15 protein-coding genes and 1 other RNA gene are annotated in these 20,978 nt (G+C 28.2%); 1 reads left to right on the top strand and 15 read right to left on the bottom strand.

What is annotated here, in order from left to right; all coding sequences use genetic code 11:
* Positions 1–59: 59 nt before the first annotated feature.
* The 12 genes from ACFIJ5_RS03355 to ACFIJ5_RS03300 form a co-directional block, all read right to left on the bottom strand.
* Positions 60–866, bottom strand: coding sequence for a MerR family transcriptional regulator (locus tag ACFIJ5_RS03355; RefSeq protein WP_379803770.1), 807 nt, complete (start codon positions 864–866; stop codon positions 60–62).
* Between the two features lie 111 nt (positions 867–977).
* Positions 978–2,201, bottom strand: coding sequence for a sensor histidine kinase (locus ACFIJ5_RS03350; RefSeq protein ID WP_379803767.1), 1,224 nt, complete (start codon positions 2,199–2,201; stop codon positions 978–980).
* Between the two features lies 1 nt (position 2,202).
* Positions 2,203–2,904 (bottom strand): response regulator transcription factor, encoded by a 702-nt coding sequence (locus tag ACFIJ5_RS03345; protein ID WP_379803765.1) that lies wholly within the window; start codon positions 2,902–2,904, stop codon positions 2,203–2,205.
* A 125-nt stretch (positions 2,905–3,029) separates the two neighbouring features.
* The gene (locus ACFIJ5_RS03340) at positions 3,030–5,585 is read right to left on the bottom strand and encodes an ABC transporter permease (protein WP_379803762.1); all 2,556 of its coding nucleotides are present in this window, start codon (positions 5,583–5,585) and stop codon (positions 3,030–3,032) included.
* A 12-nt stretch (positions 5,586–5,597) separates the two neighbouring features.
* The gene (locus ACFIJ5_RS03335; protein WP_379803760.1) at positions 5,598–6,278 is read right to left on the bottom strand and encodes an ABC transporter ATP-binding protein; all 681 of its coding nucleotides are present in this window, start codon (positions 6,276–6,278) and stop codon (positions 5,598–5,600) included.
* Positions 6,279–6,677: 399 nt separating this feature from the next.
* Positions 6,678–8,357 (bottom strand): AAA family ATPase, encoded by a 1,680-nt coding sequence (locus ACFIJ5_RS03330; protein WP_379803757.1) that lies wholly within the window; start codon positions 8,355–8,357, stop codon positions 6,678–6,680.
* A 240-nt stretch (positions 8,358–8,597) separates the two neighbouring features.
* The gene (locus tag ACFIJ5_RS03325) at positions 8,598–9,602 is read right to left on the bottom strand and encodes a sugar kinase (protein WP_379803755.1); all 1,005 of its coding nucleotides are present in this window, start codon (positions 9,600–9,602) and stop codon (positions 8,598–8,600) included.
* Position 9,603: 1 nt separating this feature from the next.
* Entirely contained in the window at positions 9,604–10,251 is a 648-nt protein-coding gene (locus ACFIJ5_RS03320; RefSeq protein WP_379803752.1) for a bifunctional 2-keto-4-hydroxyglutarate aldolase/2-keto-3-deoxy-6-phosphogluconate aldolase, read from the bottom strand.
* A 51-nt stretch (positions 10,252–10,302) separates the two neighbouring features.
* Positions 10,303–12,018 carry a dihydroxy-acid dehydratase gene (gene ilvD / locus ACFIJ5_RS03315; protein WP_379803749.1) on the bottom strand — a complete coding sequence of 572 codons (1,716 nt, stop codon included), beginning with the start codon at positions 12,016–12,018 and terminating at the stop codon, positions 10,303–10,305.
* A gap of 107 nt (positions 12,019–12,125) precedes the next feature.
* Entirely contained in the window at positions 12,126–13,460 is a 1,335-nt protein-coding gene (locus ACFIJ5_RS03310; RefSeq protein WP_379803747.1) for a 6-phospho-alpha-glucosidase, read from the bottom strand.
* Positions 13,461–13,720: 260 nt separating this feature from the next.
* Positions 13,721–15,301 (bottom strand): PTS transporter subunit EIIC, encoded by a 1,581-nt coding sequence (locus ACFIJ5_RS03305; RefSeq protein WP_379803745.1) that lies wholly within the window; start codon positions 15,299–15,301, stop codon positions 13,721–13,723.
* 121 nt (positions 15,302–15,422) lie between these two features.
* On the bottom strand, positions 15,423–16,184 hold the full coding sequence (locus ACFIJ5_RS03300) for a MurR/RpiR family transcriptional regulator (protein WP_379803743.1): 762 nt from the start codon (positions 16,182–16,184) through the stop codon (positions 15,423–15,425).
* Positions 16,185–16,374: 190 nt separating this feature from the next.
* On the opposite strand from ACFIJ5_RS03300, the gene ACFIJ5_RS03295 reads away from it, so the two are divergent.
* Positions 16,375–16,785, top strand: coding sequence for a hypothetical protein (locus ACFIJ5_RS03295; RefSeq protein WP_379803741.1), 411 nt, complete (start codon positions 16,375–16,377; stop codon positions 16,783–16,785).
* A gap of 350 nt (positions 16,786–17,135) precedes the next feature.
* Here ACFIJ5_RS03295 and ssrA read toward each other — a convergent pair.
* The 3 genes from ssrA to rnr form a co-directional block, all read right to left on the bottom strand.
* Positions 17,136–17,470: a transfer-messenger RNA gene (gene ssrA / locus ACFIJ5_RS03290) on the bottom strand.
* A 204-nt stretch (positions 17,471–17,674) separates the two neighbouring features.
* A complete protein-coding gene (gene smpB, locus ACFIJ5_RS03285; protein ID WP_379803738.1) occupies positions 17,675–18,145 on the bottom strand; it encodes an SsrA-binding protein SmpB in 471 nt (156 codons plus the stop codon).
* A gap of 214 nt (positions 18,146–18,359) precedes the next feature.
* Positions 18,360–20,552: a ribonuclease R gene (rnr, locus tag ACFIJ5_RS03280; protein ID WP_379803735.1), complete on the bottom strand. Its 2,193-nt coding sequence runs from the start codon at positions 20,550–20,552 to the stop codon at positions 18,360–18,362.
* Positions 20,553–20,978: the final 426 nt, after the last annotated feature.

Raw genomic sequence — 20,978 nt, 5'->3', positions numbered from 1 at the left:
TTTTAAATTTTAAATCAACACAATATATTTTAGTATTTACTGTTAGTGCAACAGCCCCATTATTTTACTTTAATTTGAATTTGTGTTCTCCATTCTTCCGGATTATTTGTTAAACTAGGGTTTATAACTAAAATTTCAATAGCTTGTTCTTCAATACTCATTCCTTTACTCTCAATATATTTCAATAATTTATCGTAACTTTTATTAATATATTTACCCTGTCCAATGTGGTCAATAACAGCATATTTTCCTGCTTCTAAAATATATAAATTTTTTGAATCTCCACATGCCGTACCTCTTTTAAGTGCCAAATAATTTTGCAAACATCGTTTACCATTGCTCTTAATATTTATTAACCTTGACGGTTTAAAAAACACATCAGCATTAGTACTATTTTTTTTATCAAAGTTTACTATAGCTTCAATTCGTTCAACTAAATTACTAGATTCACTTACCTCAATTATATATCCTTCCCGTTTTGATAATGTAATAATTTTAGGTTCAATATAACAATTTCCCCTTTTAAATTCCTCGATATACTTTAACTGTTCATCTAAATAATATACAATTTCTTTTAATTTATTGATTTTATCTAATGACTCTTTCCTCATATGATAAAATAATTGTTCTACTTCTTCTATATCTCCATCTAAAAGGAACTTAATTTTATTAAGAGGTATTCCTATGACTTTAAATCCTTTAATTTTCTCTAATCTATCAGAATCATAGTCATCATAATAACGATAATTAGAATTTACATCTACTTTACTAGGTTTTAGTAAGCCAATTTTGTCATAATACCTAAGAGTATGTATACTTACATTATGTAGTTTAGACATCTGTCCAATTGATAATCTACTTTTCATTTACATATCACCCTTATAATTAAGATTTGAACTTTCATAATTAGTATTTTAAATTAATTAAATATAGATGCTAATTTGTGTACTGCATTATTACGTTACTGCTATTATATTTTACTTAATGAAAACAACTTTAAATAAACTTCCCTCACCATACTTACTTTTTACCTCTATATATCCACTATGTGCTTCTACTATAGCCTTAGCTAAAGAAAGTCCTATACCAACAGAATTTGACTTATTACTTTTATGAAACCTTGTAAAAATTTTTGATATATCTTCCTTTTTAATTCCTTCACCATTATCCTGTATATTAATCTTGGTTAAAACTGGATTATCTTCAATAGATATATTAATTTCCCCATCTTTTGAATGTTCTATTCCATTTTTAATAATATTTATAAATGCTTCTTTAACCCATTCTTTATCACAATTAATACTAATATTTTTTACATGGTTAAAATTCACTTTAACATTATTTTTCATAGCAATAGTTTCTAAATCGCTTATTCCCTGTCTTAATATTAAAGAAATATTATTACTTTTAAAATTAAATTTAATGGCTTTGGCATCAATTTTACTTAATTTTAATATGGATTTTATTAACCACTCCATACGTCCTAATTGTGTTTTACTTTTTAATAAAAATTTATATTTAGAATCATCTTCATCTACCTTATTTAATAATATATCATTAAAAACAATTATTGATGACAAAGGAGTCTTTAATTGATGTGATATATCTGATGTCAACTTAACTAAAAATTCCTTTTCTTTTTTTATTTCACTCATTTGATTTTTTATAACATCCCTCATCTCATTAAATGCATATGCAAGTTTTGAAAACTCTCCTTCTTCATACTGCATAATATCCACATCATAATTTTGAGACAATATTTGTTTAGATGCCATTGTAATAGTATTTATTCTTTTATAAATCTTTTTATGGTATGTGTAAGTTAACAGAACTTGTACTAGTAAATTTATTAAAAATACAAATAATATACTCCATACTATACCACTAATTGGTTTATATAAATTTTCAAAATATTTTACATCTAAATCATCATAATATCCATAATCCTTTAATATTTTTAAACCCTGTTCTCTTAATTCATTATTAGTAGTTTGAAAATTAGACTTAATTATATCAGTAGTCATATCAGGATATTTATTACTTAGATATCCTATAGAATAAGCTTTTTCCTGTAAATAATTACTCTTTATTTTACTTATCTCTTTAGTTCCTACAATTAATACTATTAGTGCAAAAATTATATTTACAATTATAATTAAATAAAGTGATTTTCTAATTTCTTTATTCTTTAAAATACTCACTTTACTCCACCACCTCTACATCAATATTCCAAAGGTATCCAATTCCTCTTTTATTAATAATGTATTGTGGATCTTTAACATCATCTTCTATTTTCTTTCTTAGCCTCTTTATATAAACTGATATAGTATTATCATCAACAAACTGTGTTTCTCCAGAAAATATTTTAGATATTAATTCATCTTTACTTACAACTTCATTAGGTTTTTCCATAAAGGTTTGAAGTAATCTATATTCTTGAGCAGTAAGTGAAATTTTCTTATCTTTTTTTATTATGTTAGCTTCTTTAACGTTAAAAATTATATTTCCACTTTTTAATATATATGTACTAGAAACATTACTTTTTTTAGTTCTCCTTAAAACTGCTTTAACTCTTGATATAAGCTCTCTAACTCTAAATGGCTTTGTTATATAATCATCAGCTCCCATATCTAATCCCAAAATAACATTGACTTCTTCATCTAAAGCAGTTAAAAATATCACTGGTATATCTTTTTTATCATTAATATATTTACATACTTCATATCCTGTTCCATCTGGTAAATTTATATCTAATATGGCTATATCATAACTATTTTTATCAATATTCTCCTTAGCTTCTTTAACTGTACCTACAACCTCAACCTGAAAGCTTTGCTCCATTAAAGAATATTCTATTCCCATCGCTAATGCTTCATCATCTTCCAAAAGTAGTATTCTTTCCATATTTGACCCTCCAATTCATATAAAATCTAAAATAAATATATTTTAAAACCTTAATTATCAATTACCCTTAATACAAATAATAATAGAAGAACTTCAATTAATCAATTAAAGTTCTTCTATTTATTCTACTCTTGTTTAATACCTTCTATAATATTATCCTGTGATAATTTTCTCATTGCTATTATAGAAGAAAGGTATCCTATTATTATAACTGCTGCCATTGCTATGCCAACAGATGCCCATGGAAGTTTAAAAGTAAAATTCTTTATATCTGAAAAACGTAAGTATATTAAATATGATAAACATACACCTATAATGCTTCCTGATGCTCCCCCATAAACACCAAATAAAGCTCCTTCTAGACTAATCATATTTTTTAATTCTTTAGTTGTCATACCTATAGCCCTTAATCCTGACAATTCTCTTCTTCTTGTAATTATATTGGTTGTAACTGTATTTATAACGTTAATACTGCTTATCAATGATATTACTACTATAAAACCTATCAAAAGTATCATCATCTGAATAGCCTCACCTTTACTTTTCCTTGATAATTCCACCATATTTTTAACCTCATAACTTGGATAATTTCCAAGTGATTTTACTAATGTGTTCTCAACATTTTCTATTTTTTCATCATTATTAACTTTCAGATATGCACTAGAAACTCCAAACTTTTTCATATATACATCATTGTTTTTAATTATCTTCTTTAAGTTATTTGATGGAATTATAATCTTCTCTATTCCAGGATCCCCCATACCTTTATATGGTTCATCTTCTACTATAGCCTTAACTTTTAATGTAATTAATTCATTTCCAGTATATTGGGACTTAGGATTTTCTTTTATCTCAGGTTTTTTACCCTCTTTATAATCTTTTATTGTAAGCTCTTCTTTATCATAAAAATATTTTGGATCAACTTTTATTTCATCTCCAACTTTCAAATCTACTATTGGAGAATATATTCCTCCCGGCATAGTTTGATTTTTTACTAAAATGACCTCATTTTCTTTAATATTTTCTGTAGATCCTTCTTTAATATACTTATCCAGAGATTTTATTTTATTATCATCATAAGCATTCATATATACTGATATATATTTTCTGTGTTCACCATCTAATTTTACATCTTTAATAAAATTATATTTTTGTTCCTTAATGATTTCAGGAATTTCATTTTCATCTACTAAAGCTTTTAACTTTAAAGGTCTATAATTTAAATAAATTTCATCTATATTTGAAACTTTATTAACCTCTTTTAAAAACTCGTCACTTAACCCCTTATGTTTCAAGGTTTCCTTATTTTCTTGTATTGCAAAAGTTACATCATTTTGTGGTGAAGGTTTTTCTGTAAAATTCATTGTATATTTTATAAAACTCATAAAAACAACAAATAAAATTACACTTATAGCCATAGAAATAGCAGTTATATAAAATCTTTTCTTGTTTCTCTTTATATTTTTTATTGCCATAATCTTTGATATTCCAAAAGATTTTACAAATTTAACCCTGCTCTTCTTATTAGTTACATTATCCTTGCTTATCAAATAACTAGTACTAATTGCCACTAAAGGAGATATTTTCGATACCTTTCTCGCTGGTATTAGTGCCGATACATAAACTGAGATAGCCCCTAAAACTGAACTTACTAATAAAACCATTGGCGATACTATAACATTAAGTTCAAAGCCTGTAGCAAGAAACTTAAATACTATAGATACTATATACATTGCTAATAAGCCTAATCCTAATCCTATCGGAATACCTATACTCATCATTATTAAAGCTTCTATTAAAACTAGTTTTCTAATTTGTTTTTTTGTTGCCCCCATAGCTTTTAATTGTCCAAAATTCTTACTTCTTTCTGCTATACTTATATTAAAAGAGTTGTATATAACCATAACTGTAGCAATAATAACAATTCCTATTATAATTCCGCCAATTCCAAATAAAGATTTATTTATATTTGAATTTGATGCTTCACCAGTTAATCTTAATACCTGATCATTTTCAATAACATTTTTCTCTCCTACTAAATTCTTTATATCTTCAATTACTTTTCTTTTCCCTGTTTTTCCCTTTATTTTAACTAATAATACTGTATCCTTTATATCTTTTAATTCAGTATATGTGTATGCCATTGCATTTCCTGAATACTGAGAAACGCTTTTATTTTCTACTATAGCTGTTAATGTATATTTTTCTATTTTTCCATTAATATTTTTTATTTCTACATTATTACCTATTTTGGGTTTAGTATCAAAATACTTTAACACCCATTCTTCAATGGCGATTTCTCCCTCTTTAGCTGGAAGTTTTCCAGATTTTACTTTAACACTATTGGCTTTTGTAATATTTTTATCACCTTTATTAATTATAATTTTTTTATCTTTAATAAACGGTACTGGTGGTTCAGTTTTTAAATTTGAAACATACTCTACTTTAGGATTATTTTCTATCTTATCTATATTATCTTTTGTTGGATTTAAAATTGTTAAATGATATTCACCATTTTTTTCTATTGCATCTTGCAGCATAGTATTTTGTATAGTAACAAGAAAACTTCCAATGGAACATATTAATGCAACAGATAATATTATACCTATTATTGTTAAAATGCTTTTTTTCTTATTGTGCTTTAAATATCTCTTACTTAAAGCAGTATAATTGTTTATCATATTTTTTCCTCCTTATCCAGTGATTTTATCAGATACTATCTTTCCATCAGAAATAGTTATTACTCTATCTGCAGCCTCTGCAACTAAAGGATCATGCGTTATTATCATCATTGTCTGTCCATATTTTTTAGCAGTAGCTTTTAATAATTCCAAAACCTCTGATGTTGTTTTACTATCTAAGTTTCCTGTTGGTTCGTCAGCCAATACTATAGCTGGCTTATTTATTAAAGCTCTTGCTATTGATACTCTTTGTTGTTGTCCTCCTGATAACTCGGAAGGCAAGTGATTTCTTCTTTCTTGTAATCCTAGCGTTCTCATTATTTCATTCAGTGAACTTTTATCTACCTTTTCATTATCTAACAATGTAGGTAATGCAATATTCTCTTCTACATCTAAAACAGGAATCAAGTTGAAAAATTGAAATATAAAACCAATATTTCTTCTTCTAAATATGCTTAATTTTTCATCGTTCAAATTATAAATATCAGTTCCTTTAATCCAAACCTTGCCTTCTGAAGGTCTATCTAATCCACCTAATAAATGAAGTAATGTGGATTTTCCTGAACCCGATGCCCCTATAATTGCAATAAATTCTCCTTTGTTTACTGTTAAATCAACTCCATCTAAAGCTCTAACTTGATTCGTTCCTTCTCCATAAATCTTCTTTAGTCCTTTAACTTTTAAAATTTCCATACGTTAACCCTCCATTTTTTATTAAATCAACATTCTATTAAGTTAAATTCTCATGTCTTACAATCAAATGAATTTTCTTATTTCCTTAAGATATTTTCATTATAACGTTATGATTTACTAGCTTCCATAACACTATACTTACATATAAAAAAGTATTCTTACAAAAATGTCATTATTAAAATTTCCATGAAACTGATTAGCACAATACTTTCACCCTATAGATTGCACCCATGCCTAACGAACATAAAAACAGGAATTCTTCAAACTAATAAAGAATTCCTGTTCTTTTTAATAATAAAAGGATTCTACAAATTAATCTATAGATCCCAATTTACCTGATATATCTAATTTTACATTTATTTGATTACATGTTTTTAGTTCATCCGTTACATCTTAGTACTAATCCTCTTTAACTTTTATAATACAATCTTTTCTGTAGAATGCTATTCCATACTTAATAATATTTTCATATCCTTCTTCTTTAAGGTCTGCATCATATTTATTTTTCTCTATTTGCTGCAGTGCTTCATCACATTTTTTTAATATATCTTTAGGATTATCACATACTTTAAGTTCTAGTATTATTGCTGGTTTAAATATTGACAATGATTTTATGAAAATATCACTTCTTCCATTGCCAGCTTCCCTATTTGATTTCACAATTTTATCATGCATATTGCCCAAAACCCCAAGTGTAAAACCATGATAAAAATTTTCATAGGCATCGTTAAAACTTATTGTTTGCTGCAGCATATTACTTAATTCTTCTTGAAAGGTTTTAGTATCTTTATTAAATATTGCTTCGTACATTTTAGATAAATCTTTCACTTTAACTTTATCATGAAACCATTTTAGAATTTTGGTTCTAAAAATATATTTAACTTCTTCATTAGGTATTTTTAAACTTAAATATTTCTGATTTGTTTCACTAATTCTTACATCAACTTTTTTTAAGTACCCAGTAAAAAACATAAAATTCCACAAGCTATCTATACTATCATATATTTCATCATAAGTTATATCCTCATGAACTTTTTTTTCAATGGTTTTTCCTTCAATTAATAGTTCAATTTCTCTTTTAGTAACACTGTCTGCTTTTTCAATCAAGCTTCTAACTATACTATTTGAGCTTGTGTTTGCCCAGTAAGATGAAGGAAATGTGTTTATATTGGCAAGCAAATCATAAATATATTTTATTACACTCCACGGATTATAAACGTTAGTAGAACCAAAAATATATCCATTATACCAATTTTTAATAAGTTCATATTTTGAATCTAAATTATAATCAGAAGTTATTTTTTTCACTTCATCATCTGTAAAACCAAAATGCTCTGCATATCTTTCATTTAATATTGAAATTATATTTAAATTATTTAGTCCTGTAAAAATACTTTCTTTTGAAATACGCAAACACCCTGTTATAACTCCAAACTCTAGTGAAGAATTTGTTTTTAATGCTGATTCAAAAAGTGATCTTATGAATGCTATCATTCTATCATAAAAGCCTTCAAAGAAAGAATTTTCAAGAGGTACATCATATTCATCAATAAGTATTATTGTTTTTTTCTTATGATATTTTTCTAGACATTTACTAAGAAAAAATAATGAATCAATATAGTCTCCTTCATCACCTTGCTCTCTTAGAATCTTTAAAAATCTTTCATTTTCATCTTTTAATTCTTCACTTTTTAATATATACTCATGTCTTTTGTATTCTTCCGCTATTCTTCTTTTAATAGAAATATAAGCTAATTCAAAATTGGGCTGCTTTGCAGATTTTAGAGATAAATTAATTACAGGGTACTGGCCCATATGAGAAGTGTATTTTTCTCCTGCTTTCAGTATGTTTAAGTTTTCAAAAAGGTAAGAATTGTCTTTATCGGTTTTTTCAAAATAATATAGAAGCATACTCATATTTAAAGTCTTTCCAAATCTTCTTGGTCTTGTAAACAAATTAACATCAGATTTATTATCTAACAAATCTTTTATTAATAATGTCTTATCTATATAGTAATAATCTCTTGTTATTAATTTTTCAAAATTATCTATACCTATTGGCAAGGCTTTGTATTCCATTATTTACCTCCTTTTAATGTATCTTAAATTACTCTATGTTTATATTATATCCTACCAAGTAATCTTCATAAACTAAAATTATTACTATTCATTTTTTTCAAATTATACACTTCTGAAGAAAAAAGCTTATATAGCAGGAATAAATTAAAAGGAACTGTCACATTACCATAAAAAAATTAGGCTATTGGATACTATCCAATAGCCTTTTCTTGTATTTGTAACCTCTCGTGCTCTATATCATTATCTCGAAATCTTTCCAACACCATTTTTCATAAGATTTTCTACATCTTCAAAAGTTACCAAATTTGCATCTCCACATATAGTATGTTTTAAAACTGAAGCCGATGTGGCAAATTCGCAAGTGTATTCAGGAGACTTATTATTTATAATACTATAAAGTACTCCAGCTGTTAGAGCATCTCCACCACCTACTCTGTCTACAATTTCATCAATTGTATATATTTTAGATGAATATAGTTTATTATTTGTATAATAATTACACTGCAGCCTATTTACACTTGATGATTGAACCTCCCTAATTGATGAAAAAATATATTCTATATTAGGATATATTTTAGTAATCTCATGGTAATAATATTTTAATTTTTCATACTTATTTTCTAAATTACAATTCATGTTTAAAATATTTTCTGCATCCAATATTCCAGCAGAAAAGATATTAACATATGGTAATATTTTTTTTGTTACCTTACTTGCTTCTTCTAAAGTCCACATTTTAGCTCTATAGTTTGAATCATAACTTACTAAAATATTATTTTCCTTACAATACTTTAATATTTTTAGTGTCAACTTTCTTGTTTCTTCTGAAATAGCTAATGTAATCCCTGAAAAATGAAATACATCTACATCCTTCAACGCCTCTTTTATATTAATATCTTTTTCAGTAATAGATCCAAAGACTGAATCTTTTCTATCATAAATAACCTTTGATCCTCTGTTACCACTACCCATTTCTAAAAAATATATAGGAGTTCTTTTATTACCCCTTGCGATAAAAGATGTTTCTACTGACTTTTCTTTTAGATAGTTAATTATTGTTTCTCCTATTTGATTATCTGAAACTTTCGTAATTGCTCTAGTTTCTATTCCAAATTTAGATAGTGATATTAAAACATTTGCTTCTCCACCACCATAATTAACATCAAATTCCTTAGAATTTGATATGAGTAATCCCTTTTTAGTAGACAATCTAAGTAGTATTTCTCCAAAACCAGCTACCTTCATCTTACATACCTCTTGCTTTATTAAACTTTTCTACATATCTATTACAAATTGATTCTATTTCATCAAATTTTCCTGCTTCTCCAAGCTTATTTAATTCTCCCCCAATACCTACTAACTCTACATCTGTATTGGCCCAAGAATCTATATTATCTAAGTTTACTCCACCTGTTACCATCATATTGACATATGGTAATGGACCTTTAATAGATTTTATGTATCCTTGTCCAAATGCACTCCCTGGAAATACTTTAACTATATCTACTCCACTCTCATAAGCTGTAACTATTTCAGTTATAGTCATTACTCCTGGTATATATGGAACATTATATCTATTACAAAGCTTTGCTGTTTCTGCATTAAATGCTGGAGAAACTATATACTTTGCTCCTGCTGTAATTGCCATTCTTGCTGTTTCTGCATCTAAAATTGTTCCAGCTCCTATAACAACATCATCAAAAGTTGAATACTTTTCTGAAAGTTTTTTTATAATATCATTAGCAAATTTATTTGTATATGTTATTTCTATAGCTTTAACATTTCCTTTAATGCAGTTTTCTGATATTTTAATTCCTACTTCCTCTGTTGTTCCACGAACAACTGCTACTATTTTGCATTCCTTTAACGCATTTAAAACCTTCATCTTTGTCACAAGAAAAACCTCCATAAATATATTGTTTTTTGAACCTAATTATGAATATTGTTATTCCATATATCCACCTTTCATTGGTGAAACTGCTCTTTCTGAAAATATTTTCAATATTCCTGATTTATATTTATTATCTCTTTTTTTCCACTTAGCTTTACGCTCTGTTAAAACCTTATCTATTTTATCAAGACTGATTTTTTGTCCATTAATACCAACTAATTGTATTACTCTTTTTTCTATGTCTATTTCAATCAAATCATTTTCTTCCACTAATGCAATTGGACCTCCTACTGCTGCCTCAGGTGAAACATGACCTATTGCTGGACCTCTAGATGCTCCTGAAAATCTTCCATCTGTAATAAGTGCAACACTTGCAGCTAATTCTTTATCAGATGAAATTGCCTCTGTTGTATAAAACATTTCAGGCATTCCACTTCCTTTTGGTCCTTCATATCTTATAAACACAGCATCTCCTGGATTTATTTTTTTAGATATTATAGCCTCTATGGCTTCTTCTTCACAATCAAATGGTCTTGCCTTTAAAACTACTTTATACATTTCTTTTGGTACAGCTGAATGCTTAACTACTGCTCCTTCTGGTGCAATATTTCCTTTTAAAACTGCAATAGCACCCTTTTTACCTATAGGATTACTTATTTGCCTTATAACATCTTCTCTCTTTAATCCAACTTTTTTAAGATATTCATTACATTTTTCATAATATCCATTTTTCTTTAAGTCCTCTAAGTTTTCACCTAAAGTTTTACCTGTAACAGTCATCACATCTAAATGTAATAAATTCTTTACCTGCTCCATTATTGCTGGGACTCCTCCTGCATAATAAAAGTACTCTGCAGGCCACTTTCCTGCTGGACGTATATTTAAAAGATATGGTACATATCTGTGTATTCTATCAAAACTTTCTTCATCAATTTCCACCCCAAACTCATGAGCTACAGCTGGAATATGTAATAATGAATTAGTAGAACCTGAAATTGCTGCATGAATCATAATTGCATTTTCAAAAGACTTAGCTGTAACTATATCCTTTGGCTTAAGATTCATCTTTGATAATTCAACAACTTTCCTACCTGCTTCTTCTGCAATATATTCTAAATCTTTACAAGTTGCAGGCATTAAAGCACTACCTGGTAACATTAACCCTAAAGCCTCCGCCATAACTTGCATTGTTGAAGCTGTTCCCATAAAAGAACAAGCTCCACAAGATGGACATGCATTATGCTTGTAATAAGTTAATTCTTCCTCTGTAATTTCTCCGCGTTGATACATGGCGCTATAAGTACCAATTTGCTCTAAAGTCAAAAGATTGGGACCCGCTTCCATAACACCACCTGTAATAATAATTGATGGCATATTGATTCTTCCTATTGCCATTAAATGAGCTGGAACAGCCTTATCACAACTTGATATAAATACACCTCCATCAAAAGGAGTTGCATTTGCATGAATCTCAATAAGTGATGCAATGATATCTCTAGAAGCTAAAGAATAATTAATCCCATCATGCCCTTGGGCCATACCATCACATATATCTGTTGCAAAATACTTTGCTGCTTTTGCACCTCTTTCTTCTACACCTTTTACTGCATTATTAACAAATTTCATTAAATGAGCACTTCCCGGATGACTATCTCCAAAAGTACTTTCAACTATAATCTGTGGTTTAGACAAATCTTCAACTGACCAACCCATTCCTCTACGAAGTGGATCCATTTCCGGAGCAATCTTTCTAATCTCGTCACTAATCATTTTATCCTCCTTATTTAATTTACCTATTTGTCTTAAAACATAGCTCGGATCGTGGAACACCCACTTTCCGAGCTTTTACTATTCGTGTTTTATATAACTAATCTCCTTTACTTTAATTCTGGCCAATAACTTTTATTATTCTCAATTAAATCATCTAATATATCTTTTGCTACACTTGCACTTGGTACTGTCTTAGAAAGAGTAAGTGCTTGCCATAATTTTTGGTAACTTCCTTCTATCCATGCCTGAACAGCTAGTTTCTCTACTGATACTTGTTGTTCCATTAAACCTTTTTCAAATTGAGGAATTCTTCCTTGAACTAATGGTTCTGGTCCGTTACTTCCTACAATACAAGGTACTTCTACCATAGCTGTTGGATCAAAATTTTCTATTGCACCCTTGTTTTCTACAATACATAACATTCTTTCGTGAGTGTTATATGCAATAGCTCTAGCTAAGTCAACAATAAATATAGCATGAGAATCAATGTGAAATTCTCCACCTTTTGCTGTACCCGCTTTAATAATTTCTCTAGCAGCATTAAATACATTCTTCTCTCTTCCAGCCATTACTTCATTAGCTCTTGTATATTCAGGATTTGAATGTTCTACAACATAATCTGGATATAAATAATATTTTAAATATGTATTTGGTAAGAAATTGGGCTCAACAGCTAATAAATCTTTTGCCTTTTTATGAGTTTCTTGCCAACTTGGTTCTGTATGTTGTGTATCTACCTCTATTTGATTTAAATATCCATGTTCTGCTACATAAGCTTTCAATCTTGGCATTAAATCATTTCCTTGTTTATCTCTTACACTTGTCCACCATCCAAAGTGATTTAACCCAAAGTAATTAACTTCTAAGTCAGCTGGAGTTAATCCAACTATTTGAGACATACGACGAAGTGTTCCAACTGGCATATCACAAATATTTAACACCTTAGAATTTGGTTTTAATATACGGCATGCTTCTGCAACTATAGCTGCTGGATTTGAGTAATTTAACATCCAACAATTTGGAGAATACTTTTCCATAAAGTCTATTAATTCCATCATTCCACCTATAGAACGCATTCCATATGCTATTCCTCCAGGTCCACAAGTTTCTTGTCCAAGAACACCATATTTTAGAGGAATCTTTTCATCTTTTTCACGCATTTCATATTTACCAACACGTATATGAGCCATACAAAAATCTACATCAGTAAATGCTTCTTTTGGATCAGTTGTATATGTAAATTCTATTTCCGGGGCATTTTCCTTCAATAATATTTCTAAAGCCTTGCCTATTATTTCTTGACGTTCACCATCATTATCATATAATTTTAATTTGCGTAATGGTAAACGATGAACATTATCTAATAACATCATTACAATTCCTGGTGTAAATGTACTTCCTCCCCCTGCAATAACAATTGAAAACTTCTTATTTTTTTCCATAAAATTAACCACCTTTTCTGATCTTTCATGCCTCTTTTTCTTCATTTCTTACAAGCTGATTATAGTCCAGCTATTTTTGCCAGTAAACAGTTTAAGATACCAAAAACACGTGTTACCACAACTGATAACATGTTACTTGAAAAATTAATTATTCAATATAAATACTAACTATATAGATACTTGTATATTTCATTACATCTTACTTTATGTTTTTATAGGAGTAACTAAATTAATAGCCACTCCTACTTAAAACCTTTGTTCTAATTTGCTTCTATTCCAAGATATTCATCTACACTTCTTCTTACACTTGTAACCTTTAGTCCATAAACAACCTGCACATTTTCACCTTTAATTACTACTCCACTTGCAGCTGTTTCATTTTGCAATAATTCTTTATTAACTATTGAAGAATCCTTTAAAACTAGTCTTAATCTAGTATAGCAATTATCAACTTTTATTATATTATCCTTTCCTCCAAGGCCTTCTACAATAACTGGTGCAAGATTTGAACTACCTGCCTTCTTGTCTTTTGCAGATTTTTCTTTATAATCACTTTTGCTATATAACTTTGTATTTCCGTCATCTTCTCTTCCTGGAGTTTTAAGTTTAAACTTAACTATTAAGAATCTAAATATGAAATAATACATAGCAAATTGTGCTAAACCAATTAAAATAAACATTGGCCATCCTGTTTTATCTATTCCAAGAGGAATATTATATAATAAGAAATCTATTAAACCATTTGGACCTATAGCTCTAACCCCGAAAACATTTAATACTACCATTCCTAAACCACTTAGAAAAGCATGCAGTACAAATAATATTGGTGCTACAAACATAAATGAGAATTCTATTGGTTCTGTTACTCCTGCTAATATTGATGTAACAGCAGCTGGAATTAAAATTGCTTTTATCTTAGACTTATTTTTTGGTAATGCAGTGTGATACATAGCTAAACAGGCACCAATTAAACCAAACATCTTTGAAAGTCCTCTAGCATCCCAAATAACTGATGCTGATAATTGAGTTATAGTAGGATCAGCCATTTCTGCAAAATATATATTTCTTGCACCCTCAAATACTTTTCCTCCTATTTCAGCTACTCCTCCTAAAGAAGTATACAAGAATGGAGTATAAACTAAATGATGTAATCCAGTAGGTATTAGTAATCTCTCTAAAGTACCATATGTAAATACTCCAAAGTTACCTGCACCTTTTATAAACTCACCCATACTTGAAATTCCATATTGTACTGATGGCCATACATAACTAAATACTATTGATAAGATAACAGTAATAGGTATTAATATTATAAATACTAATCTTGAACCACCATAAATTTGAAAAGCTCCATTAAATTCCTTTTCACAAAATCTATTATGTACATATGCAACAACAATACCTAAAATGATTCCTAGAAAAACTCCCATATCAAGAACTTGAACACCTAAAACCATAGTTTGGCCGCTTCCTCTTAAAGCATCTGCTGGCACTAATTTGTTGGTAAATTTCAAAAAGATATTCATTGCATTTATGAATACTAAAAATACTAGAAGTGATGTAAACGCTGCCTCTGCTTTCTTTTTCTTAGAAAGACCTACTGCAAGTCCTACACAAAATATAATTCCTAAATTAATTAAAATTGAAACTAATGAACCTGACAACATTTTTCCTAGTCCATATATTATGTCATTTTTTAAAAATGGAAAATATTCAGCCAATTTTGCATTTGTTAAAATATTTCCCATTGCAATTATTATTCCTGCTATTGGTAATATCAATACAGGAACAAACATTCCTTTAGAAAAGTTTTGTAGTTGATTCAGTATCTTTTCTTTCATCCTTATAACCTCCATCATTTGTTTTCGTGAAATCGTTTATATTTCACATTATAATAACTAGTTGCATATCTGTATATAGATTTTGCCCTCAAAAAAACGTGTTACCTCATTAGATAACACGTTACTCAATATTACTATTTTTATTTTTGTAATATTCATATATTAATAGTTCGAATAATACTAATACCTTTGGGAAAAATGTATTTGGCATTAGATTTCTATCATCTAATTTATTTGTATCTTCAATTTTAAAGCTTATATGTGAAAGTTTACTTATACTATTTTCACGTTCATTTGTAAATGATATAACTTTAATATCATGTTCCTTTGCTGTTCTAACCTTATTTAATACCATTGGTGTTTCACCAGATTTAGAGATTACTATAACAGCACTTATAGAATCTAAGTTATTCTCAAATACACCTATAGAATCTGTTCCATTGGAGAAAATACACCTCTTACCCATTACTAAAAGTTTCTTATTTATATATTCTGCCACAATTCCTGAAAAACCATTAGCATATATAAAAATAAATTTATGATCATCATTAAATAAAATATCTATAAAATCATCAATTGATTTTCTTTCGTTTATACCTAGTAATCTATCCATATTTAAACTCTCTATAAAATCATTATCATTTAAATTATCTCCCAATTCATTTTTAGTTAAAGATAGTAGGTTATATTGCATTTCTAAAAATCCAGAATAACCAAGTTTTTTAGCTAATCTCATAATAGTAGATGTAGATGTAAAGTTATTCTTTGCAACTCCTCTTACTCCCATTTTATTTACATCATAAATATTGTCTATAATATATTTAAGAACATTTATTTCTGTTTCTGTAAGTCCTTTATTTTGAATAAGCTTTGATATATCCATATTATCACTCCCATAAGCTATGTCTTAAAAATTTTTAGTTTATCTTAAATTATTCTATATTTATATTATAACTTACCAAGTAATCTTCATAAACTAAAATTATTACTATTCATTTTTTTCAGATTATACATAATTTATGATAAATATACTTATATTAAGTACATTATTATATAAAGGAAGTGTGTATTCTATGACTTCTGAAGAAAAGGCTTATATAGCAGGAATAATAGATGGAGAGGGAAGCATTATGCTAATTAAATTTCATAACAATCAATTTCCTGCACCATGTGTAAGTATTAGTTCATCAACAATTGAGTTACTTGAATGGATAAAATCTAAAACTGCTGTAGGAATAATTAAAGGTAAAAAAAACTATAATACAGAAAAACATAAAAATTCCTATACATATGTAGTTAAATATAATACTGCAATAAACCTATTGAAAGAGATTGAACCATATTTAATAATTAACTCTAAAAGAAAACGTGCTAAATTAATCATTGAAAACTATAAAAAAGTAACTTCTAGAAATGGACGATACTCTAAAGAAATGAGAAAAAACAAAGAAGAATTTTACCAAAAATTTATAAGTATAAATTAAAAACCTCACTGAATTTCTTCAGTGAGGTTTATTTTTGGTGGAAGCGAGGGGACACATACTCTACTGTTTTCAGTAGTGCTGACTATATCTTAGACTCGATATAAAAAAATATTTTATCAAGTCTCTCGGCGTGTTATAGAAGCAAAGTATAGTTTAAAATCTTCTATCCTAGTACTTCTTATTCATAGGCTGATTTAACTAAAACCAACTTTGAACTTAGAAGCCTATAAGTCGATACGTGGCTGTTGAGTTTCCTCACATACCACTCGATATTGCCGCCGACTTTACGCTGCGGTTTCATCGATAAAGCCGAGTTTTCACTTATGAATCACTTCATAATGCGACTCTCATGAATCGAACCCCTGTCCGAAAGTGATAACCCCTGAGCATCTCCGAGTGCAGTCTATACTTTAACATTCCCTCCATGTAACGCCCATAGACAGGCTTTACACTTTAGTAGCTTCATAAATTCCGTTCGTAACTCAAAGCTTTGTTACGCTCGGTTCACCGCTAATCGACGCTCTATCCTAAGTCGCGGTAATCAAAGGTAGAACGTTAGCAGACCTATGCTGCTAAAGCTAAATTATTATCGTTTGCGTTTATATTTAGTTCATAGTTTTTTAACGCGGGTCCATGATTCCCTCGACTCGCTTCTCAGGAGTGCCTCACCCCCGTCGAAACCATTACGCCCCCATGATTTAATCATAAGAACGCTGAACGATATTTAATTTTGAGTACTCTACTATGATACAACATATATATATATTAATCAAGTATAAACTATATACTATTATGTTACCTTATTCTATTAACTAAAATAGCTATCTATATATATAATTCTTATCTATATATAGAAATTTATTCTATATATAGATAAGTAATATCTTATTTAATATCTCATTGAATTTTTCATTTGTCTAGCTATATCACGTTTAGCTGCTTTTTCTAGCATTACATCTCTCTTATCATAATTTTTCTTACCTTTTCCTACTGCTAAACTTACTTTTACTAAACCATTTTTTAAATATAATGCAAGTGGTACTAATGTATATCCTTTTTGAGCTGTATATGCTATTAATTTGAGAATTTCTGATTTATGAAGTAATAATTTTCTATCTCTTAATGGATCTCTATTAAATATATTTCCCTGATCATATGGACTTACATGCATATTTCTAACATATACTTCATTATTTCTAATCTCTGCATAGCTATCTTTTAAGTTTGCTTTTCCTGCTCTTATAGATTTTACTTCTGTTCCTACTAATTCTATTCCTGTTTCATATTTTTCCTCTATGAAATAATCGTGACGTGCTTTTCTATTTTCTACAAGCGTTTTTGTTCCTTTAGTTTTAGCCACAAATACCACCACCTTATATAACACTTTACATTTTAGTATATCATTTTTTAATATGCTTTTCAATATATATCCACATATCAAAATAGTAATTAATAATTGAAAATAGTCGCTACGCAAAATGATATACTGCTCCAAAACATTTCAATTATGTTTCTTACACAATATATCACTTTCCTTAACTAGACAATATTTTTACCCTAATTCCTCATATCTCTTAGAAATTATCTTCCTCAAAGCTTTCTATTGGAGTTACTTCATATTCATTTTCATTAACAGCTTCATTTTCTTCATCTTTCTCTTTCACTAAGTCAAAATACACGTCTCTAGCATCTAAATCTACTTTTGAAACTCTTATCTTCACATTATCACCTAATCTGTAAATATTCTTGGTTCTTTCACCTATTAAACATAAATGAGCTTCATCATATACATAATAATCATCATCTAAACTACTTATATGAACTAATCCTTCTATTGTATTTGGAAGTTCAATAAACATTCCAAAGTTTGTAACAGAAGAAATTATTCCTTCATGCTCTTCTCCAATTCTATAACTCATATATTCAGCTTTCTTTAAATCATCTACTTCTCTTTCTGCATCATCTGCTAATCTTTCCATATCTGAGGATTGTGATGACGCATATTGTACTGACTTTTCTAATTTTTTAGACCTGCCTTCATCAATCTTTCCATTTATATATTCTTTAATTATTCTATGAATAATTAAATCAGGATATCTTCTTATTGGTGATGTAAAATGGCAATAATATCTTGCTGCAAGTCCAAAATGTCCCACACATTCTGGTGCATATTTTGCTTGCTTTAGAGACCTAAGTAAAAGTGTATTTATAACTACTTCTTCCTTCTTACCTTTTACTTTTTCTATTACTTCTTGTAAAACTTTTGGATGAATTTCTTTGGTCCATTTAACAGCAATACCTAAGTTATGTGCAAATTCATTAAAATGCATTAACTTTTCTTCATCAGGATCCTCATGAATTCTATATACAAACGGTGCATTAGCCCAATACATATGTTCTGCTATTGTTTCATTACATACAAGCATAAACTCTTCTATCATTCTATTTGCTATAGCTCTTTCGTATGGTTTTATTTCTACTGGTTTCCCAATTTCATCTAAAATAATTTTACATTCTTGAAAATCAAAATCTATTGCACCACGATTCATTCTTCTTTTATGTAATATATTACAAAGATCTTCCATCATTTTAAAATCTTCAACTAAATAATCATATTTATTTATCAATTCTTCATCATTATCTCTTAATATTTTTGTAACATCTGTATATGTCATTCTTTCATTTGTTCTTATTATACTTTCTGAAATTTCATAATTTATTACTTTTCCTTCATTATTTATTTCCATTAAACAACTTAATGTTAATCTGTCTTCTTTTGGATTTAAACTACATATTCCATTAGATAATTTTTTAGGAAGCATTGGTATTACTCTATCTATTAAGTATACAGAAGTAGCTCTTTTAAGTGCTTCTTTATCTAAAGAACTATTTTCCTTTACATAGTTAGATACATCTGCTATATGAACACCTAAAACATAATTTCCTTTCTCATTTTTTTGAATAGATACAGCATCATCTAAATCTTTTGCATCTTCACCATCTATTGTTACCATTCTAAGATCTCTCAAATCTTTTCTTCTTTTATATTCTTCCTCTGGTATTTTTTCATCTATATTTTCAGCATAATTTAAAACCTTTGGAGGAAATTCCTCTGGTAAATTATACTTTTTAATTACTGTTAATATATCAATTCCTTTATCACCTTTTTTACCTAAAATTTCTACTATTTTACCTTCTGGATTTCTTCTTTTTTCAGGCCATTGTGTAATTTCAACTATGACTATATCACCAGTTTCAGCATCATGTTTTTCACTTTTAGGTATAAAAATGTCTTGAAACATTCTCTTGTCATCTGGTACAACAAAACCAAAATTTCTACTATTTTCATAAGTTCCTATTGTTGTTTTATTTGCTCTTTCTATTATTCTTATTATTTCCCCTTCACATTTTTTACCTGGAATCTTTTCTTTTGTTATTTTAGCTATTACTTTGTCTCCATTCATAGCTCCGTTCATACCTGATATTGGTATGAATATATCAACACTTCCATCATCGGGTATAACAAAGCCATATCCTTTAGAGTGTCCTTGAAGTTTTCCTAATATTAAGCCCATTCTTTCTGGTATACCATAATACTCGGTTCTAGTCTTTACTATCTGACCATCTTTCTCCATGGATTTTAATGTCTTTTTAAAAGTTTTAAGTTCTCTTTTACTAATAGCAAAAATTCTTGCAAGTTCGTTTATATCCATTGGCTTATATGCCTGTTCTCTCATAAAATCAAGAATTACCTCTCTTATGTTCATAATATTCCTCCTAAAATTTGTATAAAATTCAATATCTTAAAATAATTTTTTACTACTTTAATAAACTTAAAGTTCCTAAACATGAACTCTTTCTCCACTTACTCATGTTGAAGTAGAGACTCCTTAGTTAAATTTTCCTACAGTATCAAAATACCATATATAAACTAAATTTTATTATAAAACCTACATATATATATTATATCAAAAATAACATTTAATATTCTAATCTTACCATCTTACTATAGTTTTTTCCATAAGATTTTACCTATATCATAAATACTTGGTATTAAGCTGTATTAAATTTTTTTGTAAAATTTTTCAAAGATTTCATTTATATTTACATATTATAATCTTATTATACATTTTTTCTATAATTTCTTAATATATTATAGTAAATATAAATACTTCTATATTTACCTTGATAAA

It is taken from the genome of Haloimpatiens myeolchijeotgali, from assembly GCF_042688525.2.
Taxonomy (GTDB): domain Bacteria; phylum Bacillota; class Clostridia; order Clostridiales; family Clostridiaceae; genus Haloimpatiens.
This window is presented reverse-complemented; position numbering and strand designations above follow the sequence as displayed.

Bases quoted from the DNA above. Each gene is read 5' to 3' on its own strand.
- ACFIJ5_RS03295 (WP_379803741.1), top strand. From the start codon at position 16,375: ATGACTTCTGAAGAAAAGGCTTATATAGCAGGAATAATAGATGGAGAG.
- ACFIJ5_RS03330 (WP_379803757.1), bottom strand. From the start codon at position 8,357: ATGGAATACAAAGCCTTGCCAATAGGTATAGATAATTTTGAAAAATTA.
- ACFIJ5_RS03305 (WP_379803745.1), bottom strand. From the start codon at position 15,301: ATGAAAGAAAAGATACTGAATCAACTACAAAACTTTTCTAAAGGAATG.
- ACFIJ5_RS03310 (WP_379803747.1), bottom strand. From the start codon at position 13,460: ATGGAAAAAAATAAGAAGTTTTCAATTGTTATTGCAGGGGGAGGAAGT.
- ACFIJ5_RS03325 (WP_379803755.1), bottom strand. From the start codon at position 9,602: ATGAAGGTAGCTGGTTTTGGAGAAATACTACTTAGATTGTCTACTAAA.
- ACFIJ5_RS03335 (WP_379803760.1), bottom strand. From the start codon at position 6,278: ATGGAAATTTTAAAAGTTAAAGGACTAAAGAAGATTTATGGAGAAGGA.
- ilvD (WP_379803749.1), bottom strand. From the start codon at position 12,018: ATGATTAGTGACGAGATTAGAAAGATTGCTCCGGAAATGGATCCACTT.
- ACFIJ5_RS03300 (WP_379803743.1), bottom strand. From the start codon at position 16,184: ATGGATATATCAAAGCTTATTCAAAATAAAGGACTTACAGAAACAGAA.
- ACFIJ5_RS03355 (WP_379803770.1), bottom strand. From the start codon at position 866: ATGAAAAGTAGATTATCAATTGGACAGATGTCTAAACTACATAATGTA.
- ACFIJ5_RS03340 (WP_379803762.1), bottom strand. From the start codon at position 5,585: ATGATAAACAATTATACTGCTTTAAGTAAGAGATATTTAAAGCACAAT.
- rnr (WP_379803735.1), bottom strand. From the start codon at position 20,552: ATGAACATAAGAGAGGTAATTCTTGATTTTATGAGAGAACAGGCATAT.
- ACFIJ5_RS03345 (WP_379803765.1), bottom strand. From the start codon at position 2,904: ATGGAAAGAATACTACTTTTGGAAGATGATGAAGCATTAGCGATGGGA.